Genomic DNA, 23,921 nt, shown 5'->3' with positions numbered 1-23,921 from the left:
CTCCTTACTAAGAAAGCTCTCCTATTCTTCATATAAAAAGCCGATTTCATACTACAGAAATCGGCCTACGTTTTAGCAGGAAAATTATTGCGAATTGTTTCAAGCGCATGCTCTTTCACAATTTGTTTCCCGTACTCACTTACACGATGAATTGTTAAAGTTGATTCTTCTCCGTATTCCAAAACAATACTTAAAATGCGATCAATTTCTTCTTCATCATGTAGCACTTCATCGAATTCCACATATACATAATAGCGGTTCTCAAATGAATACAGCTCATCTTTTATATCTTCAAAGATAAGACGGTGGCTTAATGAAATGACATCTTCAAAATCATTAAACTTAATTAAAAAGCCAAACGTACCATCTTCGTTAAAGTTTGTTCCTACTTGTTCTTCTACCTCTTCCACTAATTCTTGCTGGAATAATGATTCAATGCCTTCGTCTAGAGGAATGTCTATAATTTTATCTACACCTATTGGTAGTTCTAACTTTTGTCCATCCTTTGAAAGCTCCGCTTTCGTTACAAGTACTTCAATCCCTTTATCGACTGCTTGCACTTGAATCCATAACGGTCCATCAATAAAGAAATCGTCATGATCACGAGCTTCGTCCATCATTTCCCAAAAGAGCTCTTCGCTTCTTTCGCGATCGTACCAAATTTCCTCACGATTAAAGCCTCTGTCCTCTATATCAATGTACGTAATAAAAAATTTCATCGTATGGTCATTAATTCTTTCAATATCCAAAATACAACTCTCCCTTCCTGCTTAGAATTGTTATGAAGGGATTCCCCACTCATATGACAAATCAATAGATTCTTGTACTCTCATTTTATGATAAGATTCTCCAGAATGGAAATAAAATCGATTTATTTTACAAAAATAGTTATATGCCTATCTTCATTTGATGATCTACACAAATATATCATTATAGCGATTTCTCACTTATAAAAAATTTGGACATACATTTCCACCTTCCCCCGTACACTGTAATAAAGTGAAACTTTTATTAGAGAAGATGATTTAGTCTCTTTTCACCACATACATATAGTTCGCTTATTAAAACATCATAAATGGAGGCAGACGAATGGACTTAGAGTTTTTAACATCTGTACTAATGATTGTCGGTATCGATGTTGTATTAGGTGGTGACAACGCAATTGTCATCGCACTAGCTAGCCGAAATTTACCTGAATCCAAACGAAATAAAGCCATTTTGATTGGTACTCTTTTAGCAATCGTACTAAGAATTATCCTTACTATACTAGCTGTCTATTTACTCGACATTCCATTTCTGCAACTTATCGGAGGCGTTTTACTTACATTAATTGCAGTAAATTTACTAACTGATAATAGCAACGATCTTTCATCCATTCAAGGAAAGACAACTTTATTTCAAGCTGTGCGTACAATTGTATTCGCGGACCTTGTTATGGGATTTGACAACGTTATTGCCATTGCAGGGGCAGCTCACGGAAGATTTTTACTCGTAATAATTGGTTTACTTATTTCTATCCCGATTATTATTTGGGGCAGCAAACTTATTTTAATACTTATGGAACGCTTTCCATTCCTCATTTATTGCGGGGCAGCAATTCTCGCTTATACAGCAGGAAAAATGGTCACACATGAAGACAGACTTGCAACCTTTTTTCATAACAACCCAAGTTTCACTGCAGGCATTCCTTACTTATTTATTTTCACCATTTTATGCATCGGTATTATCGTACAACGAGTTCGATTACGAAATGTAAAACATTAAAAAAAACCTTCTACTATATAATAGGTAGAAGGTTTTCATATTATTATAATTAATTTACAAGACGCTGTGCTTCACGTAATTGGAACGTTCTTACTGTACGTGGTAAGAAACGGCGGATTTCGTCTTCATTGTAACCTACTTGAAGGCGTTTCTCGTCAATCATAATTGGACGACGTAAAATCCCTGGATAGTCACGAATCATCTTATATAAATCTTGAAGTGGTAAAGACTCTAAGTTTACATTTAATTCTTGGAAAACTTTCGAACGAGTAGAAATAATCTCATCCGTTCCGCTTTCTGTCATACGTAAAATCTCTTTAATTTCCTCAATCGTTAATGGATCTGAGAAAATATTACGTTCTGTATAAGGAATATGATTTTCCTCTAGCCATAATTTCGCCTTTCTACAAGACGTACAGCTTGGAGAACTATATAATGTTACCATACAAAGCTCACTCTCCTTAAAGAGTACAAATTCTGTACTAATTACAGTTTAGATTTCTAAATTCAGCAATTTTTTACGATACCTTGTCTTAAAACAAAGCGCAAAAATCGCATTTCATGTAAGCAACAACTTTTAGCAAACAACAATTACTTTTAATAAGTAACTTCTATAATCATTATACAATAGATTTTGCAAGAAATATACAGTAAATTTCCTTCTAATTGAGAAAACTCTTCCGTGTATTCCACTGCTATGTAACATAATCACACTTACTTCAGCTGTTCTTTAACAATAATCTTCAACCCTCTTAACGCTTGCTTTTCATAGATTTTTCATATGATTTATAGTTATTCTCTCATAATCTTTTCTATGAAAAAGAGAACGTTTTCTTACCTTTTTTTGATAAATCAATTAAGAAATGTAAGACTATACAAGTGAGAATCGAAAGAACATTTGTTCTTATTTTAACAAACATTCTCATTCATGTCCATACGATTTCTAAAATAAATCAAATATTTTTCTGACATTTCTTTCTTTTTCATCTTTTATCTCATACAATAAAAATACAGACAGGCAAAGGGGGAATTTGCAAATGATTGCTTTTTTTATTGATTTTGTCACTGTTGCTGCCCTCATCATCGGAATAACAGCATTGATTGGTGTCATTACAAATAGCATTGGTGAAAAACTCTTTGGCGGAAAAGAAAAGATGAAGTTTATTAATAAAAGTTCGGATGTACAATCCGGCTGGAACGAGGTTGGCGGGAAAGGTATTTATAAGAAACGTACGTATTAAAAAAAGCAGGCAATCACCTGCTTTTTTCTTATTTCTCTACTGACGCCCATTTAAAGCTCAATTCGCCACCATATTTGTGGATATATACATCTTTAATTGTTTCTCTTTCTAATATAGATCTGCCGCGTTGGAATACTGGTGCAATTGCTGCATCCTCAAATAAGATTTTTTCCGCTTTTAACAGATCATTCCAACGTCCTTTTACATCTGAACCTTCTTGCTTTGCCTTTTTAATAAGGCTATCATACTGAGCATTAGAATAACTCATTTTATTTTGTGAACCATCTGTTATAAACATATCAAGGAATGTGATTGCATCAGGGAAATCAGGTCCCCATCCAGTAAATGAAATATCAAATTGTCCACTATCTTCAAGTTTTAATTTTTGTGCAAATGGTTGCATCTTAATTGTTACTGTTAGACCTGGTAAATTCTTTTCTAATTCTCCCTTTACATACTCACCAATTTTCTTAGATTCTTCATTATCAAAGTTTAAAAATTCTATTTCTATTTTATCTTTGCCTAATTCTTTCTTTCCTGCTTCCCAGAATTTTTTAGCTTCCTTCACATCGACTTTTGAAAGTTTTCCATTTTCTTTCCTAAAATCCTGCTTATCTGGTCCCTTAACAAAATCAGATGGCACTAAACCGTAAGCTCCCTTAGAACCGTTGTTTAAAATAACCTCACCGATACCATCTCGATCGTATGCACTAGAAATAGCCTTACGAATATTTTTGTTAGCTAAAGCTGGATTTTTTTGATTAAAACGTAAGAAGAATACAGTTGGATCATTAATTGTTTTAAAATCTTTTTGCCCTTTATACTTATCAACTAATTCCGCTGATAAACCGACTCTGTCAATCGCATTCGTATTATACAAATTAACAGCAGCTCCTGTATCTTTTACAACATTAAAATTAACTTCTTCTAATTTCACTTCTTTTTGATCCCAATAGCTTGGATTTTTCTTTAATTGGAAACTTTGTTCATGTTTCCATTCATTTAATACAAATGGACCGTTATACAAAGTTGTATTTGCTTCCAAGCCAAATTTTTCTCCCTGTTCTTTCATATACTTCTCATTTAATGGGAAAAATAGTGGGTACACCGTTAAATCAAGAAAATATGGAACTGGATTATCCAATTCAACTTCAAATGTATGGTCATCTATCGCTTTTACACCTAATTGATCCGGTGATAACTCTCTTTTATTAATTTTCTCTGCATTTTTCACATCTAGCATAATATATCCTGATTTCGCAGCCGTATCAGGGTTAACAGCTCTTTGCCATGCATATACAAAATCTTTTGCTGTTACAGGATCACCATTCGACCATTTAGCGTCTTCACGTAATTTAAATGTATATTTTTTACCATCTTCAGATTTCGTATAGGATTTCGCTACACCTGGAACTAACTTATCACCTTTCCCAAGTCGATATAGCCCTTCCATTGTATTATTCATAACTTTTGAAGAAGCAGCATCCGAGGCAAGTGTTGTATCCATTGTCGGAATTTCAGACACTTCTGTTAGATTAATGACTTGCTTTGCACCGCTTTTCCCGCTATCCCCTTTTGCGTTCGCTTGCGGTTCATCTTTTTGGTAGCTACATGCCCCTAACATCATGCTCATCGCTACTGTTGATACTACAAAAACTGGCATCTTTTTTTTCATATTTCCACCCTCCACAAAAATGTTAGCCCTTTCATTTTCAAACAAATAGAAATATATATATGTTCTAACAATTCATATTATACACACAAATATATTTTTTGTATATTTATATTTCTATTTCATTAAAATTTCCTGTTTAAAAATAAACCTTTGTAAACGTTTCATATTGCTGATTATGCTTACTGAAGTGTTAAAAACAATCATTTTTAAATTCTTCTAAATTATCAGAGAAAAATAAAAATTATATTTTATAATATTTCCTGCATAATTATCCTTCTCTTTTTATCATAAAATAGTGCCCCCTTCATAGTAAAGATATGTAGGTTAAAATGAGTGCAAAGGATAAGAAAGTGTGTTACGATACACTTTGCTAAAAATAGATATCGGTAAAGAGGGGACGGACATGACAGCAATTCAAGCAAAAAACGGGCCGACAGAGAAATTAAGTTTATTCTTATTAACATGGCCTATTTTTCTAGAAGTTTTTCTTTTTATGTTAATGGGGATCGCTGATACTTTCATGTTAAGTGCATTATCAGACGATGCTGTATCTGGGGTTGGTGCAGCGAATCAATACCTCCATATCGCTATTTTGGTACTAGAAGTCATCGGGAACGGCGCAGCTATCGTCGTATCTCAATACCTCGGTTCCAAACGTTTTATGGAAGCATCTAAAATATCAGCTTTAGCCGTCACATTAAATTTAGTGGTCGGACTCGTTATAAGCGCTGGTTTTCTTTTATTTTCAAAACATATGATGATAGCAATGAACTTACAAGGCGATGTACTCATGTATGCGCAAAGCTATTTATCCATCGTCGGAGGGGCTATTTTCCTTCAAGCTATTATTAATTCATTAGCCGCAATTATCCGCGTACATGGCTTCACAAAGCAAGCGATGTTTATTTCACTTGGAATGAATATTATTCATATCGCTGGAAACTACGTACTTATTTTCGGGAAATTTGGTTTCCCAGAGCTCGGTGTGCAAGGGGCTGCTATTTCTTCTGCTGTCAGCAGATTAATCGCACTTATCGTTTTCTTCTGGTTGCTGTACCGCGTTATGGAATACCGTGTGAAATTACAATATTACTTTACCTTATCAAAAGAATACATCGGGAAAATTTTAAAGATCGGGATTCCATCTGCATTTGAGCAGGTTATGTATCAAGCTTGCCAAATTGTCTTCTTATACTATGCAACATATTTAGGAACGGAATCATTAGCGGCTAGACAATACGCTACGAACATTTCTATGTTTACTTATTTATTCGCTATTGCGATTGGCATGGGAACAGCCATTATTATCGGGCGCCTCGTTGGCGGTGGTGAAAAAGATGAAGCGTATGAACGCGTATGGAAAAGTGTAAAGTGGGCAATTGGAGTCACTTTATGTATGGTCGCTCTCGTTATTATATTCCGCACACAATTAATGGGACTATTTACAGATAATCCGCACATTATTACGTTAGGTGCAAGCGTTCTTTTACTAAGTGTACTACTTGAAACGGGACGTACGATGAATATCGTCATCATCAATTCACTTCGCGCAGCTGGCGATGCAAAGTACCCCGTTTTAATCGGCGCATTCTCTATGGTATTAATGAGCTTACCACTCGGTTACTTTTTCGCCTTCCATTTAGATATGGGGCTCGTTGGTATTTGGTTAGCGATTGCTCTTGATGAATGGACACGTGCGATTATTATGTTCTTCCGCTGGAAAAGTAGAGCCTGGGAGCGTTATGCACTCGTTAAACCTGAAGAACATGAGGAGATTATTTCTGTTCCGGCACAGTAATACTCATTGAATCAAAATGCATGTATTCACTTACAAACAAATATTAACAATAAAACTGTTTATATAGTAGAAAACAGCCAATCTTCCATAACGGAAGATTGGCTGTTTTATTATTGATAAATCTCTTTATATTTTTTATACTCCGCTTCAGAACATAGTACGAAATGTCCTGGGCGAATTTCACGCATTGTCGGTTCTTCACTACCATAATTATGCTGAGATGGATCGTATACGATACGTTTACGATTGCGCTCATAATCTGGATCTGGAAGTGGAATTGCTGATAATAGTGATTTTGTATATGGATGAATTGGATTCGCATATAACTCATCACTTGTTGTTAGCTCAACGATTTGACCACGGTACATTACGCCGATGCGGTCACTAATGTATTTTACCATCGATAAATCATGGGCAATGAATAAATATGTTAAACCTTTTTCTTTTTGTAACTTTTTCAGTAAGTTTACAACTTGCGCCTGGATTGATACGTCAAGTGCTGAGATTGGCTCATCGGCAATGATAAATTCAGGTTCTACAGCAAGTGCACGAGCGATACCGATACGTTGACGTTGTCCACCTGAGAATTCATGAGGGAAACGGTTTGCGTGCTCTTTATTTAAACCAACTGTGTTTAATAATTCATGAACACGGTCCATACGCTCTTTTTTGTTTTTCGCTAATCCGTGAATATCAATACCTTCTGCAATAATATCCCCTACTGTCATACGAGGGTTTAATGATGCATATGGATCTTGGAAAATCATTTGCATTTTACGGTTGAATTTCTTCAGCTCTGCACGTGATTTTTTACCATGTACATTTTCACCATCGAATAACACTTCACCAGCAGTTGCATCATATAAACGAATAATCGTTCTTCCAGTTGTTGATTTACCACAACCTGATTCTCCTACAAGACCAAATGTTTCACCGCGGTAAATATCAAATGAAATATCATTAACCGCTTTGACAACACCACCACTTACGTCGAAGTGCTGCTTTACATTTTTTACTTCAATTAATTTTTCACGTTGTTTAGTCATGTTGTTCACCTGCTTTCATTTGAAGAATGCGTTTTTCAACGACTGCCGGTGGTTTTACTTCTGGAGCTTGCTCGTGAAGTAACCAAGTTGCCGCATAGTGTGTATCACTTACTTTAAATAAAGGTGGATCCATTTCAAAATCAATTTTTAATGCCTGTGGGTTACGTGATGCAAAAGCATCTCCCTTTGGCGGCTTCAATAAATCTGGAGGCGTTCCAGGGATTGCATATAACTCTTCTTCTGAACCGTCTAAACTTGGCATAGATGCGATTAAGCCCCAAGTATATGGATGTTTTGGGTTGTAGAAAATTTCATCTACAGTTCCGATTTCAACAACTTTACCAGCGTACATAACTGCCACGCGGTCCGCAACGTTTGCCACTACACCTAAATCATGCGTAATGAAAATAATTGCTGCTTCTGTTTTTTGCTGAATGTCCTTCATAAGCTCTAAAATTTGCGCCTGAATTGTAACGTCTAGCGCTGTTGTCGGCTCATCGGCAATCAATAATTTTGGGTTACAAGCTAACGCCATCGCAATAACTACACGCTGTCTCATACCACCAGAGAATTGGTGAGGATATTGTTTTAAACGAGCTTCTGGATTTGGAATACCTACAAGGTCGATTAATTCTAACGCAACTTTACGTGCATCTGCTTTACTCATCCCTTGGTGTTTAATAAGACCTTCCATAATTTGATTTCCAATTGTCATCGTTGGGTTTAATGATGTCATTGGATCTTGGAAAATCATCGCGATATCTTTACCACGAACTTGTTGCATTTCTTTTTCTGTTAATTTCGTTAAGTCACGACCTTCAAATACGATTTCACCATTTTTAATGCGTCCAGGAGGATTCGGAATTAATCCCATTAACGCTTTAGAAGTAACTGATTTCCCCGAACCAGATTCTCCTACAATCGCTAATGTTTCTCCTTTTTTCAAATCAAAAGTAACGCCGCGTACAGCTTGTACTTCACCTGCATGTGTATCAAAGGAGACTTGTAAATCTTTTACCTCTAACAATGTTTTCATCTTTGCCTCTCCCCTCTTTTACTTACGCATTTTTGGATCTAACGCGTCGCGTAATCCGTCTGCCATTAAGTTAAACGCTAGAATTAATATACTGATGACAACCGCAGGGATGAACATCATGTGTGGATACGTTTGAATTGATTTATAACCGTCATTTACAAGAGAACCAAGTGACGCGAATGGTGGCTGAATACCTAAACCGATGAAGCTTAAGAACGCCTCACCAAACACCGCTGTTGGGATTGTAAACATTGTCATTACGATAATTGGTCCCATTACGTTCGGGATTAAGTGTTTTACAATTAATTGTGTATTTGTTGCACCTAATGTACGAGATGCTAATACGTATTCTTGATTTTTTAATTTTAGGATTTGTCCACGAACGATACGCGACATTCCTATCCAACCCGTAATTGCCATTGCGAGTGTAATTGACCATATACCAGATCCCATAATGATTACCATTAAAATAACGATGATTAAGTATGGAATACCGTTAATAATCTCCATAATACGTTGCATAATGTTATCTACTCTACCGCCATAGAATGCTGAAATACCCCCATATGCAACCCCAATTACTAAGTCAATTGCTGCTGCTAAAAGAGCGATATATAATGATACACGCGTACCTTCCCATGTTCTTGTCCATAAATCACGGCCAAGATCATCTGTACCAAACCAGAAGTAATCTTTAATATCACGTTTTTCATATTGGTCAACACCATATTGATCAGTACCGTCAAATGGTAACCAATGAACATTTTCAATAACTGGAATTTTCGGTGGTAATTTCGCACGTCCTAAATCTTGCTCTTTATACGAGTGCTTACTTACCATCGGTCCTAAAATTGCTAGTAAGATAATAAGCGTTAATAAAACGAAACCGAACATTGCTCCTTTATGTTGGAACAAACGTCTTCTTACATCTTGCCAAAACGTTAAGCTTGGACGGGCAATGACTTCATTATCCACATTATTTTGATTGGCTTGTTGAAATAAGTCTGGAGATAATTTTTGTACATCTTTCATCATTTTTTCCCTCCCGCTAAACGAATTCGAGGATCAATAATTCCATATAAAATATCAACAATGAAAATAACTAAGATGAAGATTGCACTATAGAAAATTGTAGTTCCCATAATAACTGTATAGTCATTCACTGTAATAGATTTAACGAACTGTTCCCCTAGTCCTGGTACAGCATAAATTTGCTCAATAACTAATGTACCTGTAATTAACCCTGCAACCATTGGTCCTAAAATTGTTACAACTGGAATTAACGCGTTACGAAGTGCGTGTTTGATAATGATAACGCCTTGGCTAATTCCTTTCGCTTTCGCTGTTAAAATGTAGTCAGCTTGCATAACTTCAATTAACTCTGCACGAGCGAAACGTGCGATTGTTGCGATAACTGCCATCGATAAAGCGATTGTAGGCATTACTGTAAACTCTGGTCCTTTCCAGAATGCTACTGGGAACCATCCAAGTTTTACCCCTACGAAATATTGTAGTAATGCGGCGAATACGAACGATGGTACCGACATCCCGAGTACGGAAATAATTGTCGCTCCATAGTCGACCCACGTATTGTTACGAAGTGCCGCAACGATTCCTAAAATTAAACCGATAAATGTTCCTAATATAATCGCTTGTAAACCAAGTTGTGCTGATGGTCCAATGCGATCCACAATCATATCTGTTACTGGACGGTTATCATATTGGAATGATACCCCTAAATCACCTTTTGCTAAGTTACCTAAGTAACGTGCATATTGAACTGGTACTGGATCATTTAAACCATATTTTTCAAGAATGATTTCTTTTTGTGCCGGTGATAGCTTCTCCTGGTTTTTAAGCGGAGAACCCGGAAGTAATTTCATCAAAAAGAAAGTCAGTGTAGTAATTAAAAATAATGTCAAAGCCATGTACACGAAACGTTTTAATACATAACGTCCCATAGTCAAGCACCTCCCCGTTTTTCTCAAAAGCAATAAGATAGTTTTAAATATTCTTACTTTTATTTTTTTAAAATAAGAGTACATGCCCATCATAGACATATACCCTAGTAAACGATGGAAAAAAGATTATTTTTGTTCAACAGATGCCCATTTGTAAGTTAATTTACCACCATAGTTAATTGGGATAATATCTTTTACGGCACCTTTTACTACATACGCTGATCCTTTTTGGAAGATTGGAGTGATAACTGCATCCTCTTTAATTAGCATCTTCTCTACTTCTAAAAGGTTGTCCCAACGTGCTTGTAAATCTTTTGTATCTGTTTTAGCTTTTAGAATTAACTCATCATATTTCTGATTAGAATAGCCTGTTTTATTTTGAGAACCATTTGTAACAAACATATCTAAATATGAAATTGGATCTGGGAAATCTGGTCCCCAAATACCAAACGCAATATCATATTGTTGAGAATCTTCTAATTTATTTTTTTGTGCGAATGGCTGCTGTTTAATTTTAATCGATAAACCTGGTAAATTCTTTTCCATTTCACCTTTTAAGAATTCGCCAACTTTTTTCGCATCTTCATTATCGAAATTTAAGAATTCTAGTTCGATTTTATCAGTGCCAAGCTCTTTCTTCGCTATTTCCCACAGCTTTTTCGCTTCTTTTGGATTTGTTTCAACTAACTTTCCATTTTCAGCTCGGAAGTCTTTTTTATTCGGACCTTCAGCGAAATCTTTTCCAACAAATCCATAAGCTCCAATTGCACCATTATTTAAAATAACCTTCGCAATATTATCACGGTCAAAGGACATCGAAATTGCTTTTCTTAAGTTTTTATTGCTTAAGTATTGATTACTTTGATTAAATCTTAGGTAAGCAACCCCTGCTTCTTTTCTTGTATGGAATTCTGGGCTTTGTCTAAACTTATCAACAAATTCTGAAGATAGACCTGCACGATCAATCGAGTTTGTCTCATATAAATTTACATCAGTTGACGTATTTTTAACAATATTAAAGTTAATTTCTTCGATTTTGACCGCTTTATTATCCCAATATGATGGGTTCTTCTTAAACTGGAAGCTTTGCTCATGTTTCCAATCACTCATAACAAATGGCCCATTATATAATGTTGTATTTGCCTCTAACCCAAACTTATCACCTTGTGCTTTTACAAAGTTCTCATTAAGTGGGTAAAATACTGGATAAACTGTTAAATCAACAAAGTAAGGAACGGGATTATCTAATTCCACTTCTAATGTATAGTCATCAATCGCTTTTACACCTAATTGGTCAGCAGATAATTCTTTTTTATGAATTTTCTCTGCATTTTTAATATCAAACATAATGTACGAATACGTCGCTTTGGTATCTGGATTTACTGCTCTTTTCCATGAATACACAAAATCTTTTGCTGTTACAGGTTCCCCATTCGACCACTTCGCATCTTTTCTTAATTTAAATATGTATTTCTTTCCATCATCCAGCTTTTGAACATCTTCAGCAATTCCAGGCACTCTCTTTTGATCTTTGCCGATACGATATAAACCTTCCATCGTATTATTTAATGCTGTAGAAGATGCAGAGTCAGATGCTAACGATGCATCCATTGACGGAATTTCAGATAACTCTGTTAAATTAAGAACTTGCTTTCCGTTACTACTACTCGTAGCGTTTTCTTTCCCTTTTGCTTTTGCGTCATCTTTTTGGTAGCTACACGCTCCAAGCAACATACTTGCAGTTAAAGTCGATGCAAGTAATAACGGTATCTTTTTCTTCATGTTGTGTTGCCTCCCCTAATTGCACTTCCTGTACCCTCACTTGTAAAAAAGTAGAATTGAAAGAATAATCTCCAAGTTTCTACAATTTTCATTATACATATAATATAACAATTGTGAATATAGTTTTTTGTTTTTTTGTTAAAATTTTTAATAAAATGTTTATTTTTTTATTTTTTTGTAAAGGGATACGTTAACATTGCTACCATCATCTTAAAATCAGACCTTTAATTGCGTATAATTTTCAAAAAATTAATTCTAGTACTTATTATAGCTTTTATAGTATAATAATTCTAGTAATATTTTGACGGAGGGGAACATTTTGAATAAAGTTTTTTTTCATACTTGTATACTAATTTTCATAGCGATAATCGCTTCTAGTATTGGCGCATTCCTCGTTTCATCGCACTTTTTGTTGAATTTTGTCAACATATCGTTTTATATCGCACTATTTTTTATTCTTATAGGCGGTTTTTTATTCATATTTCAAAATGGATTTTTTAACGTAACAATTTACGCCTTCCAAAGAGTGTTTGGTACGAACAAAAAAATTGACTCTTTAATTGAAGAAGTAGAAGAACCTACCGATAAGAAAGAACGTATTTATAAAACATATTCATTCAAATGGACGTATCCCATTTGCATTACCGGTATCGTTCTTGGGTTATTCTCGACCCTCATTAGCTTTACTATTTTGATGTAGTTTGCAAACACTATCCCTTATGATATAATAATCAGCAAAACATTTTGTTATAAAACTTTAGTTCTTTCATATTAAAAGGGCTCAGGTAACAATAAATAAAATTATATGTATGCGATGATAAAGAAGAGTACATATTGAGGCAATTTCAGAGAGCTTGTGGCTGGTGTGAACAAGTAATTGTACAGTATGGAATGGGCTTTTGAGCACCAAACCGAACCGAAAGTAGTAGGCTTTGGCGTTATATCCAAACGTTATTATGGATTAGAGAGATTTCACAGTAGTGAAATAATTAGGGTGGTACCGCGGTCCATTCGTCCCTATAGTTTTTAGGGATGAATGGGCTTTTTTGTTTGCCTTCTCTTCCCATCACGCATTCAAATTTAGGAGGAATTACTTATGTCAGTTATCTTTTCTGGTATTCAGCCAAGTGGAACGATTACACTTGGAAACTATTTAGGAGCTATGAAGCAATTTACAGAGCTTCAAAATGAACACGACTGTTATTTCTGTATTGTAAACCAACATGCGATTACAGTACCTCAAGATCCCGTCGGGCTTCGTAAAAACATCCGCAGTCTTGCTGCACTTTATGTAGCATGCGGCATCGATCCTGAAAAAGCTACTTTATTTGTACAGTCAGAAGTACCAGCACACGCTCAACTAGGATGGATTATGCAATCAGTGGCTTATGTTGGAGAATTAGAGCGTATGACACAATATAAAGATAAAGCATCAGGTAGAGATTCAGTACCAGCTGGATTACTAACATATCCACCATTAATGGCTGCTGATATTTTACTATACAACACGGAAATTGTACCGGTTGGCGATGACCAAAAACAACATATGGAATTAACACGTGACCTAGCAGAGCGTTTCAATAAGCGCTTCCGTGAAGTGTTCACTGTTCCTGAAATTCGTATTCCAAAAGTAGGAGCTCGCGTTATGTCACTAACAGAGCCTACGAAAAAAATGAGTAAATCTGATCCGAATCCAAAATCAATGATCAGCATGCTTGATGAACCAAAAACAATTGAAAAGAAAATTAAGAGTGCTGTAACTGATTCTGAAGGTATTGTGAAATTCGATAAAGAAAACAAACCTGGAATCTCTAACTTATTAACAATCTACTCTTCATTCTCTGGCAAAACAGTAGAAGAAATCGAAGCAATGTACGAAGGAAAAGGATACGGCGACTTCAAAGGCGACCTAGCACAAGTAGTCGTAGAAGCAATTCGTCCAATCCAAGACAAATATAACGAACTAATCAACTCACCAGAACTAGATGAAATTCTAGACAAAGGTGCCGAAAAAGCAAACCGCGTTGCATTCAAACAACTACGCAAAGTAGAAAATGCAATGGGGTTAAGTAGAAAACGTAGGTAATGTAAAAAGCGGAAGCGGCTCGCTTAGAATGTGAGGGGGATGGAGCTCCTGACGTAGAGGCGATTTTTGCCTCGTAGGAAGGCGCGAAGCCACCGAACATTCTTGCCGCTAGAGCTGGATTTCTACCAAAAGCGAAGGCAGCTCGTTCAGCTCTGACTGTCTAAGAACCTTTCGCATAGAAGACGCTTTTTGTCTTCTTATGCGAAAGGTTCTTAGACACGAAGGGTTTGCCGCCCGAGCTAAGTTATACCAAATAAAAAAACCGCCGATTGGCGGTTTTTTAATTTACCTTTTGCTCGTTTTCCATTTCCCATAACTTTTCAAAAAATGGCTGTCCTTTTACGAGACGCTCGCATAATTGTTCGTGCTTCTCAGACCAACCCGTTTTCGCTTCCTCATACAGCTTAGCCCAAATATCTTCAAATTCCATATGTTGAACCATTCCGTATGCTGATGGATCCCACTCTGTGAACCAATAGCGGATTTCTGCTGTGTTTTTCGTTGTATGTAATTGATCTAACGCCATAAATAATAATTGTTTAAGCTGTCTTTCTTTACGAGTTAGGCCATTCATAATGAAAGGTGATGGTGATAAAATATGATGTTCTTTTTCCATTTCTTCTACTTGGAACTCATATTTTTCTGCTTGTACGTTTTCTACCATCTCATATACCATCTGCTCTTGGCGCGGTATAAGTCTGCTTTTTCGAATTGGCACATTGTAACCAATTGTGTCAATCGCAATAATTCCTTTTCCATCTGTAACTACAAAGCAATACTCTTGCTGCAAACGTTCATGATTTTTACGAATATAAGCCTTATGATGTACGTCTTCCAACATTTTTTGTGGAAGCTCTAACAATTCGTTCTCGATGTAATGATATAATGTGGCATCTACTTTTAATAATGGCACTTGATCTAATAGCTCAATCGTATCATCTTTCCGCCATTCGTAAAAATGACAAACGTTATACCCATTCTCTTCACCTTCAAACCAATTTACCCATACATCATGTAGATATAACATTCACTACCCCTCACTTCACTACTGTTTGTATCAATCATTATGTTCAATTTTTCTTAACTTTATTCCACCTAAGGAAATATATTCTAATTATTATTTTTTCTTCTATTAATACTAAAAAAACAGGAAATAGAGATCCTGTTTTTTATATATGAAATGTATTTGCTTTATTCAATATTTCTTTTGCATCTATAGATAATAAAGAAAGTGTATCTTCTCCCCCCAAAGTTACACAATCTTTAACAATATGAAATCCAAGCGCATAGCCTAGCATCTTCGGATAAGAGTGAAATCCATTTAATAAGATGTCGTGCTCCCTAGTTCCTCGCTTTATACTTATTCTTTCATGTACAACGTTTTTCCAATAATAAATAGCTTCTTCTTTTGAAAGGTACGTCGTCCACGGTGCATTGTTTTTTTCTGAATATCTTTCAGTTACTGCTTGCTCAGCCAATCCTTCCATAATCATCGTATCAAGTAATGTATACTCTGTTTCTTTCGTCTCAATTTGATGTAACCTGCATATGTGATGATATTCATGCGCTAATAAGACTTTTAATTCTTCCACTGAATTCCGTCCACATACGAATAAGAAAATAACGTGACGCATAGATAATCCAGCCCTGCCGTTATACTCTTCTTGTACAGTTCGATTATAGGAATCTGATAATAAAATAAAGACAGGGACATCCGGACCTTTTAACCAATTTTTTAGTTTCTCATACTCCGTACGTAATTCTTTCCAAACTTCCTTTTTCTCTAACTCTTTAATTTCTTGTTCTCCTCGCATAACCGGGCGATACATACCTTTAGAAATTAAAAAGCGATACAATCTTTCTTTTGGCAACGGAATATACTTCGTAAACTTCTCACATAGCTTTTCTGGCCGTCCATAATATAGATGTAACCACTCAGCAGTTTCAACAATCCCCATCTTTATCCCTCCTTTTTCTTATGTATATGCAAAAGGAGACAAAGGCGTAAAAATAAATAAGGAGTTTTTTCGCAATATATTGCGAAAAAACTCCTTATTTCATCTATTATTTATACGCTTTAAATACTAATACTGCGTTATGACCACCGAATCCTAGTGAATTACTTAACACTGCGTTTACTTCTTGATGTCTCGCATTATTCGGTACGTAATCTAAGTCACACTCTGGATCTGGTGTTTCATAGTTAATTGTTGGAGGAATTACTCCGTCTGTAATTGATTTAATAGAGAAGATCGCTTCAACAGCACCAGCTGCTCCTAATAAGTGACCTGTCATTGACTTCGTTGAGCTAATCGCTACTTTATACGCGTGCTCACCGAACGTTTCTTTAATTGCCATCGTTTCATACTTTTCATTCGCATCCGTACTTGTACCGTGCGCATTAATGTAATCAATATCTTCTGGCTGTAGACCTGCATCTGCTAAAGCTTGACGCATCGCACGCACGCCACCTTCACCGCCAGGAGCCGGCATTGTAATATGGAACGCATCACCAGTTGCACCGTAACCAGCGATTTCCGCATAAATGTGAGCACCACGAGCTAATGCGTGCTCTAATTCTTCAAGAATTAAAATACCTGAACCTTCACCCATTACGAAACCGCTACGGTTTTTATCGAATGGACGACAAGCTGTTGCTGGATCTTCATTGAATGTTAATGCTTTCGCTGAACTAAATCCTGCGAATGCCATACTTGTTAACGGCGCCTCTGCTCCGCCTGTAATCATTGCATCCGCATCACCGCGCTGAATCGCCTTAAATGCATCACCAATTGAGTTTGCACCAGATGCACAAGCCGTTACAGAACAAGTGTTAATTCCTTTTGCCCCTGTTGCGATCGATACTTGACCTGCTGCCATATCTGGAATCATCATCGGTACGAAGAATGGACTCACTCGGCGCGGGCCTTTCTCAGTAAAAATCTTAAATTGTTCTTCGTATGTTTCCATACCGCCAATACCAGAACCAATCCAAACGCCAATACGAGGTCCGTTTTCTTCTGTAATTTCAAGCTTTGCATCTGCAACTGCCATTTTCGCTGCTGCTACTGCATATTGTGTAAAGCGATCCATACGGCGCGCTTCTTTTTTATCAATATATTTCTCGACTTCAAAGTCGTTAATTTCTGCTGCTACTTTTGCTGGAAATAGTTCCGGATCAATTCTTGTAAGTCGTCCGATTCCAGATACACCCTTTTTAATATTTTCCCACGCTGTTTCAACATCTGTACCGACCGGTGTAACAGCTCCTAATCCCGTAATTACGACCCTCTTTTTTTCCATACAAAATACACTCCTTTTTTCTCTCAGTCCTTATTTACCCCAACGAAGAGCGACTGCTCCCCATGTTAATCCACCGCCAAAACCAACAAGTATAATTAAATCACCATCTTGAATACGTCCGTTTTGCAATTCCTCTACCATTGCAATCGGGATTGAAGAAGCTGATGTATTACCGAACTTCTCAATTGTCATACTCATCTTTTCTTGTGGTAAATTTAATCTCTCTCGTGCAGATTCCATAATACGAATATTCGCTTGATGCGGTACTAAGAAATCCACATCTTCTTTCGTAAGACCAGCTTTATCTAAAACGCGAAGACAAGAATCTCCAAGTTGACGAACGGCAAATTTAAAGACTTCTCTGCCATTCATCATAACATACTCGTCTTGATAAAGATGCTTACCGCCACTTCCGTCTGCTCCTAATTCGAAAGATAGAACGCCTTTCCCTTCTGAAACAGCTCCCATTACGATCGCACCAGCTCCGTCTCCAAATAGTACCGCTGTATTTCGATCGTTCCAGTCTACAATTTTAGATAACTTATCACTACCAACTACTAATATATTTTGATAAGTTCCCGTTTGAATAAATTGCTGCGCTGTAATCATTCCGTACATAAAACCAGCACATGCTGCACTTAAATCCATTGCAGCTGCATGTTTTGCGCCAATTGCTTCTTGAATGACACAAGCTACTGCTGGGAAAGCACGATCTGGTGTTACTGTCGCTACTAAAATAAGATCGATATCCTCTCCGCTAACCCCTGCATCTTCAAGCGCTTTTTTAGAAGCCTCTACGGCCATATATGAAGTATCTATTGTATCATCGGCAATGCGTCTTTCCGCAATGCCTGTTCTCGTACGAATCCATTCATCGGATGTATCCATTATTTTCTCTAAATCGTGATTTGTGACTACTTTTTCTGGCACATATCTTCCGATCCCTAAAATGCCCACGTTCACATCGCAGCCCTCCGTTTTATATCAATTATTATGACTTGGTACTAATTTTAAAACATAAATGTATTTTTGTCTAGAATATATTTCAGCTAAAACATAAAGCGAGCGCATTATTCACCTTATTGTTTATGAAAAGAAACAGAAACATACCTTGCCCTGTTTCTTTTGAAATATAAAGTGAAACTTTAATCAGTGGGGGTTTTCTCTATCCCCCCACTGATTATCAGCCCTCACCAATCGGACTTTTATGGGCAGTTGATTCCCACCTAACTTCTTTGCTTTCGCTGAATTTTGAGGTGGGGGTCTTACTGCCCATTAAAGTGGGATAAAAAAGGCCCTGACCGCTTCTATCCACGGTTCGGGCCTCTCTTCCATCTAAAAAGATGCTTTTTTATTATTTTTCTGCTTTCCCAAGCTCATATGCTTCGTTCATAACTTTCATCAATAACTCTAATACTGGCTGTGCTTTCTCCATATCAAGCGCAATTCCATTATCATCTAAAATGGCCTTTGCTTCTGGTAAATGCTTCATTGCGATTTGTAAAAATTGCATGCTTTTCTCATTCATATTACGTTCTTCCTCTCCATTAAAACTTTCACATACATAGTGTAACACGCTCGCTACCCTTCGTATAACTCTTTATATTTTTTCATATGCGCCAATTGTTTATTTAAACCATATTCTAACGGCGTATTTCTTTTTATCGAAATCACCTCTACAGCTTCATCTCTTTCTTCTTCATTCTCTTTATTTACTTTATCCTCTGCACGTAAAAGATTCATACCTTTTTTCCATAATGATTTTTTGCCACTAAGTAAATTGTATATACCGAGATGCTCCTCGTTCATTCCATCTTCCCATAAGTATTCACATACATCCTCAACGTACAGGAGATCCTTTCCGTTTTCCTCACCCGCATAATGACACTCTTTCTCACCCAGTTCTGATAAAATGAGCTGATGATACATCATAAAAGATGGTTGCCATGGCCCATATAATGTAGGAACTCGAAATACACTATATTGTATCTCTCCTTTTTTCAATCCTTCTTCCACTTTCGAAAATAAACGTTTATTTTCGGATTCATCTGCGTTTCCTACTTCAATAGAAGAAATTAAATTTAACTTCACTTTATGTTCTTCACACAGTCTTACAATTCGCTTTAAATACTGTAATATAACTCTTTCATTCCGAAAGCCACTTTGTTGATTTGGTTCATACAAGCAAAAGTAAACTGTATCAAACTTCTCTTCTTCTACTGATCTCCATCCCTCTTCATCTCTTATTGAGTAATACGTAAATAACGCATTTCGCCCAATTAACAATAACTTCTCTTCATTAATTTTTGTCATATTCTCGAACTCATCAAAATCAAGACCATACACTTCTACTTCTTCTGCGATCATTTTATTTACAAGGTGATAACCTACAAACGTAAGTGCACCTATAATTAGCACGCGTTCCATACCACCAACCCTTTCTCCTTGAAACAAATAGCTCCTCATTTATGTATATGGGAGCTTCACAATTCTTCTTCATATTTTTTAAAGAAATCAGTCGTTTGCCTAACCATTTTATATTTCACATCTTGCAGATGGAATAAGACAGAAGTATCACATTGATTGAATTGCCTCATTTTCTCATATTTACGTAACAACTGTTTTCTTCCTCTTTTTTCTTGTGTTGATACGAAAACTTTAACAGGTACACAAGACGGAAGAAGCGTAAATGATTTCTTATTTATCTTTGATTCTAATTCTGCTTCTTTGGAATCATACGCCAAACATAATTCCTTCACGAGTCTCTTGTAAAAAAACTTATGCTCTTTCTCAAACTCCACATATTCTGGTAAATCTAAACACGGATTTAACATAATGACAGAGCGTATACATTCAGGGTATTTATTCATCATTTCAAGCGCTACAAGTGCACCCATACCATCCGCCATAATGTGCATTTTCGCATTTAATGTCTCTTTTCTCAATACCACGTCATATAAGCGTTTTGCTAGACGAACAGATTGGTCATTTCCCCAATGTCTTCCGTATAAATTAGAAGAAAAGACCGTATAGCCTTCCTCAATAAGGCCATGTAAAAAATAAGATCTACCCGCATGCTGTGTCCATAAACTTGTACCATTCTCAATAAAATAGTTATAATCACCGAGAAGCATTACAGAAAATCCATTTGGCTTCTCCGGTAAATAAATAACGCATGGTTCTTTTTCTAAGTAAAAAAAACGTTCTGTAATACTCATTTTTCCCCCGCCTTATTTTCTAAACGTATAAAAGTACTCTTTTATAATGTATGAACGGAATGCAAATTTGCGTTGAAAAATCTACAAATATTTTTCTATATTCTTTTTTCAATTGTGTTACAATAAGGACAGATTGAACGAATAGAGGTGTAAAATATGCGTTTCATTTGGGCATTAATTTGGTCGTTCTTGCTTGTACATATGATGAGCTACGTAATCGGCTCTATGACTGGCGGTGCATACGATTTTAACCAAGCGTCTATTTTCTCAGTTGTTCTTGCGGTATTAGTATTAGCGATTGCAGCTGCGATTCCAAACGAGCCAGTAGAACAACACTAAAAAGAGTCCGGATTTTATCCGAACTCTTTTTTTATTTCACATGAACGACTAATTCGTTATTTTCTACATCAACCACAACATGACTATTGTCAGTAATCGTACCTGCAATTAATTCTCTCGCCAATTTCGTCTCAACTTGACGTTGTACATATCGTTTTAATGGACGAGCTCCGTACATCGGATCAAATCCAGCATCTACAACAAATTCTTTCGCTGCATCTGTTAATTCTACCGTAATATGACGTTCTGATAAACGACCTTGTAATTCTTTTACAATTTTATCAACGATACCTTTAATTTCATTCGTTGTAAGAGGTTTGAATAAAATAATTTCGTCGACACGATTTAAAAACTCTGGTCGGAAATGTCCTCTTAATTGCCCCATGACAAGTTCTCTTGATTTCTCTTTAATAGAGCCATCTTCTTCTAATCCATCTAATAAATGAGCAGATCCAATATTTGACGTCATAATAATAACCGTGTTTTTAAAGTCTACTGTACGTCCTTGTGAATCTGTAATGCGACCATCGTCTAACATTTGTAATAAAATGTTGAATACTTCTGGATGCGCTTTTTCGATTTCGTCTAACAAAATAACAGAATACGGTTTACGTCTTACTGCTTCCGTTAATTGACCGCCCTCTTCATATCCAACATATCCAGGAGGCGCACCAATTAAGCGTGACACAGCATGTTTCTCCATATACTCAGACATATCGATACGAATCATTTGCTCTTCACTATCGAATAATGACTGTGCTAACGTTTTTGCAAGTTCCGTTTTACCAACACCGGTTGGTCCTAAGAAAATGAAGGAACCAATCGGACGGTTCGGGTCTTTAATACCAGCGCGTGCACGAAGAACTGCGTCTGATACTAAGCTTACCGCTTCCTCTTGTCCGATGACTCGTTCTGATAAAATCTGCTCTAAACGTAGCAATTTCTCGCGTTCACCTTCAACGAGTTTTGCAACAGGAATACCAGTCCAGCGCGAAACAATATCAGCAATCTCTTCTTCACTTACTTCCTCACGTAATAATCGATTTTCTTGTTTATTATGCGCGCCCATTTCTTCTGCTTCTTTTAACTCTTTTTCAATTGCAGGAATTTTCCCATGGCGAAGTTCCGCTGCTTTATTTAAATCGTAATTCCCTTCTGCTTCTTCTAATTCACGGCGCAAACGCTCTAAATGTTCACGTAAGTCACGAACTTTGTGAATATCTTCTTTTTCTTTTTCCCATTTCGCTCTCATACCACTTGCAACTTCTTTTAAATCTGATAATTCACGTTGCAACGTTTTTAGACGTTCTTGGCTACCAAAGTCCTTTTCTTTTCCAAGAGCTGCTTCTTCAATTTCCAGCTGCATAATGCGGCGCGTTACTTCATCTAATTCTGTCGGCATAGAATCGATTTCTGTACGAATCGTTGCACAAGCTTCGTCGACAAGATCAATTGCTTTATCTGGTAAGAAACGATCCGAAATATATCGATCTGATAAAACTGATGCTGCTACAATCGCGCGGTCATGAATATTTACACCATGATAAATTTCAAAGCGCTCTTTTAAACCACGTAAAATGGAAATTGTATCTTCAACAGTTGGTTCTTCTGCTAGTACTTGTTGGAAACGTCTTTCTAGCGCTGGGTCTTTCTCAATATATTTACGATATTCATCGAGCGTCGTCGCCCCGATACAATGTAGTTCACCGCGTGCAAGCATCGGTTTTAACATATTCCCTGCATCCATCGCACCTTCTGTTTTACCAGCTCCGACGATTGTATGAAGTTCATCAATGAATAATAAAATGCGTCCTTCACTCTTTTTAATTTCATTTAATACAGCTTGCAGACGCTCTTCAAATTCACCACGGAATTTCGCTCCAGCTACAAGCGCACTCATATCTAATGCAAAGATTGTTCTATCTTTTAATCCTTCTGGTACATCCTTCTTCACAATACGCTGTGCTAATCCTTCAACGATTGCTGTTTTACCAACACCTGGCTCACCAATTAAAACCGGGTTGTTTTTCGTTTTACGTGAAAGAATGCGGATTACGCGGCGAATTTCACTATCGCGGCCGATAACAGGGTCAATTTTCCCCGCTCTTACTTCCGCCACTAAATCACGACCATATTTTTCTAACGCTTCATAAGTTGCTTCTGGATTTTGACTAGTCACTCTTTGATTCCCCCGAACTGTCATTAAAGACTGTAATAAGTTATCTTTCGTAATATGAAATCTTGTAAATAATTGATTTATATCGCCTTTTTCTTCAGTAAAAGCAAGCAATACATGTTCAACTGAAATATAGTCATCTTGTAATTTTTCTGCTTCTTTTCCTGCTCTTACAAGTAGTTGTTGCAGGGCACCTGTTATATATAATTTTCCTGCTTCTGCACCGCTTCCCGTTACAGAAGGTTTTTTCTTAATTAGACTTTCAGCGCCTTGTTTTAACGCTTCTATATCGACATTCATTTTTTGAAAAATACGCACTGCTAATCCATCTTGCTCTTCTAATAATGTAAACAAGAGATGCACAGTATCTACTTCTTGATGATGATGAGATACCGCTAAAGATTGGGCACTCATAATCGCCTCTTGTGTTTTCGTTGTCATTTGATTTAAGTCCATCTTTACAGTCCTCCAAATGTTTGACTTTCTTTGACCTTTG

22 protein-coding genes and 1 other annotated feature are annotated in these 23,921 nt (G+C 36.5%); of the genes, 6 read left to right on the top strand and 16 right to left on the bottom strand.

Translation table 11 applies throughout. The annotated features are described in order from the left end of the window. Nucleotides 1-65: 65 nt before the first annotated feature. Nucleotides 66-749 (bottom strand): adaptor protein MecA, encoded by a 684-nt coding sequence (gene mecA / locus Q9B79_RS13470; protein WP_306184969.1) that lies wholly within the window; start codon nt 747-749, stop codon nt 66-68. Between the two features lie 340 nt (nt 750-1,089). Between mecA and Q9B79_RS13465 the strand changes: the two genes are divergently transcribed. Next, nucleotides 1,090-1,764, top strand: a complete 675-nt coding sequence (locus Q9B79_RS13465; protein ID WP_306184967.1) for a TerC family protein — start codon at nt 1,090-1,092, stop codon at nt 1,762-1,764. A 49-nt stretch (nt 1,765-1,813) separates the two neighbouring features. On the opposite strand, the gene spx is transcribed toward Q9B79_RS13465, so the two are convergent. Then, nucleotides 1,814-2,209 (bottom strand): transcriptional regulator Spx, encoded by a 396-nt coding sequence (gene spx, locus Q9B79_RS13460; protein ID WP_000258267.1) that lies wholly within the window; start codon nt 2,207-2,209, stop codon nt 1,814-1,816. A 592-nt stretch (nt 2,210-2,801) separates the two neighbouring features. Between spx and Q9B79_RS13455 the strand changes: the two genes are divergently transcribed. Continuing rightward, on the top strand, nt 2,802-3,005 hold the full coding sequence (locus Q9B79_RS13455; protein WP_306184964.1) for a hypothetical protein: 204 nt from the start codon (nt 2,802-2,804) through the stop codon (nt 3,003-3,005). Nucleotides 3,006-3,033: 28 nt separating this feature from the next. Here Q9B79_RS13455 and Q9B79_RS13450 read toward each other — a convergent pair whose 3' ends face one another. After that, nucleotides 3,034-4,680, bottom strand: coding sequence for a peptide ABC transporter substrate-binding protein (locus Q9B79_RS13450; protein WP_306184961.1), 1,647 nt, complete (start codon nt 4,678-4,680; stop codon nt 3,034-3,036). A 352-nt stretch (nt 4,681-5,032) separates the two neighbouring features. On the opposite strand from Q9B79_RS13450, the gene Q9B79_RS13445 reads away from it, so the two are divergent. After that, on the top strand, nt 5,033-6,478 hold the full coding sequence (locus tag Q9B79_RS13445; RefSeq protein ID WP_306184959.1) for an MATE family efflux transporter: 1,446 nt from the start codon (nt 5,033-5,035) through the stop codon (nt 6,476-6,478). A gap of 110 nt (nt 6,479-6,588) precedes the next feature. On the opposite strand, the gene Q9B79_RS13440 is transcribed toward Q9B79_RS13445, so the two are convergent. The 5 genes from Q9B79_RS13440 to Q9B79_RS13420 form a co-directional block, all read right to left on the bottom strand. Then, nucleotides 6,589-7,524: an ABC transporter ATP-binding protein gene (locus tag Q9B79_RS13440; protein WP_000166346.1), complete on the bottom strand. Its 936-nt coding sequence runs from the start codon at nt 7,522-7,524 to the stop codon at nt 6,589-6,591. Then, nucleotides 7,517-8,560: an ABC transporter ATP-binding protein gene (locus Q9B79_RS13435; protein ID WP_306184957.1), complete on the bottom strand. Its 1,044-nt coding sequence runs from the start codon at nt 8,558-8,560 to the stop codon at nt 7,517-7,519. Before Q9B79_RS13435 ends, Q9B79_RS13440 begins: the two co-directional genes overlap by 8 nt. A gap of 18 nt (nt 8,561-8,578) precedes the next feature. Then, on the bottom strand, nt 8,579-9,595 hold the full coding sequence (opp3C, locus tag Q9B79_RS13430) for an oligopeptide ABC transporter permease (RefSeq protein ID WP_306184955.1): 1,017 nt from the start codon (nt 9,593-9,595) through the stop codon (nt 8,579-8,581). After that, a complete protein-coding gene (gene opp3b / locus Q9B79_RS13425; RefSeq protein WP_000534165.1) occupies nt 9,592-10,521 on the bottom strand; it encodes an oligopeptide ABC transporter permease in 930 nt (309 codons plus the stop codon). The genes opp3C and opp3b overlap by 4 nt, the downstream gene beginning before the upstream one ends. 126 nt (nt 10,522-10,647) lie before the next feature. Further along, entirely contained in the window at nt 10,648-12,303 is a 1,656-nt protein-coding gene (locus tag Q9B79_RS13420; protein ID WP_306184952.1) for a peptide ABC transporter substrate-binding protein, read from the bottom strand. Nucleotides 12,304-12,622: 319 nt separating this feature from the next. On the opposite strand from Q9B79_RS13420, the gene Q9B79_RS13415 reads away from it, so the two are divergent. Both Q9B79_RS13415 and trpS read left to right on the top strand, forming a co-directional pair. Further along, nucleotides 12,623-13,003 carry a DUF3899 domain-containing protein gene (locus Q9B79_RS13415; RefSeq protein ID WP_071716712.1) on the top strand — a complete coding sequence of 127 codons (381 nt, stop codon included), beginning with the start codon at nt 12,623-12,625 and terminating at the stop codon, nt 13,001-13,003. A gap of 105 nt (nt 13,004-13,108) precedes the next feature. Further along, nucleotides 13,109-13,325, top strand: a binding site (T-box leader). 74 nt (nt 13,326-13,399) lie between these two features. Beyond that, complete coding sequence (gene trpS / locus Q9B79_RS13410) at nt 13,400-14,389, top strand: tryptophan--tRNA ligase (RefSeq protein WP_002201379.1); 990 nt, start codon at nt 13,400-13,402, stop codon at nt 14,387-14,389. 280 nt (nt 14,390-14,669) lie between these two features. On the opposite strand, the gene Q9B79_RS13405 is transcribed toward trpS, so the two are convergent. The 7 genes from Q9B79_RS13405 to Q9B79_RS13375 all read right to left on the bottom strand — a co-directional run bounded on the left by Q9B79_RS13405 (nt 14,670) and on the right by Q9B79_RS13375 (nt 20,910). Beyond that, nucleotides 14,670-15,416 carry a YjbA family protein gene (locus Q9B79_RS13405; protein ID WP_048553970.1) on the bottom strand — a complete coding sequence of 249 codons (747 nt, stop codon included), beginning with the start codon at nt 15,414-15,416 and terminating at the stop codon, nt 14,670-14,672. Between the two features lie 142 nt (nt 15,417-15,558). Then, nucleotides 15,559-16,347: a DUF2268 domain-containing putative Zn-dependent protease gene (locus Q9B79_RS13400; protein WP_306184946.1), complete on the bottom strand. Its 789-nt coding sequence runs from the start codon at nt 16,345-16,347 to the stop codon at nt 15,559-15,561. 106 nt (nt 16,348-16,453) lie between these two features. Then, nucleotides 16,454-17,692 (bottom strand): beta-ketoacyl-ACP synthase II, encoded by a 1,239-nt coding sequence (gene fabF / locus Q9B79_RS13395; protein WP_000412651.1) that lies wholly within the window; start codon nt 17,690-17,692, stop codon nt 16,454-16,456. Nucleotides 17,693-17,722: 30 nt separating this feature from the next. Beyond that, entirely contained in the window at nt 17,723-18,655 is a 933-nt protein-coding gene (gene fabH, locus Q9B79_RS13390) for a beta-ketoacyl-ACP synthase III (protein ID WP_306184944.1), read from the bottom strand. Nucleotides 18,656-19,046: 391 nt separating this feature from the next. Beyond that, entirely contained in the window at nt 19,047-19,220 is a 174-nt protein-coding gene (locus Q9B79_RS13385; RefSeq protein ID WP_306184942.1) for a ComZ family protein, read from the bottom strand. Between the two features lie 53 nt (nt 19,221-19,273). Then, nucleotides 19,274-20,146 (bottom strand): NAD-dependent epimerase/dehydratase family protein, encoded by an 873-nt coding sequence (locus Q9B79_RS13380; protein WP_306184940.1) that lies wholly within the window; start codon nt 20,144-20,146, stop codon nt 19,274-19,276. A gap of 29 nt (nt 20,147-20,175) precedes the next feature. After that, on the bottom strand, nt 20,176-20,910 hold the full coding sequence (locus Q9B79_RS13375) for a lipase family protein (RefSeq protein WP_029437835.1): 735 nt from the start codon (nt 20,908-20,910) through the stop codon (nt 20,176-20,178). A gap of 156 nt (nt 20,911-21,066) precedes the next feature. On the opposite strand from Q9B79_RS13375, the gene Q9B79_RS13370 reads away from it, so the two are divergent. Next, on the top strand, nt 21,067-21,249 hold the full coding sequence (locus Q9B79_RS13370) for a YjzD family protein (protein WP_098671313.1): 183 nt from the start codon (nt 21,067-21,069) through the stop codon (nt 21,247-21,249). 31 nt (nt 21,250-21,280) lie between these two features. On the opposite strand, the gene clpB is transcribed toward Q9B79_RS13370, so the two are convergent. After that, nucleotides 21,281-23,881: an ATP-dependent chaperone ClpB gene (gene clpB, locus Q9B79_RS13365; protein ID WP_306184934.1), complete on the bottom strand. Its 2,601-nt coding sequence runs from the start codon at nt 23,879-23,881 to the stop codon at nt 21,281-21,283. Between the last annotated feature and the right edge of the window lie 40 nt (nt 23,882-23,921).

Source organism: Bacillus sp. MHSD_36, from assembly GCF_030757775.1.
Taxonomy (GTDB): Bacteria; Bacillota; Bacilli; order Bacillales; family Bacillaceae_G; genus Bacillus_A.
Note: the sequence above shows the minus strand (reverse complement) of the source record. Positions and strands in the feature narration are given on the sequence as shown.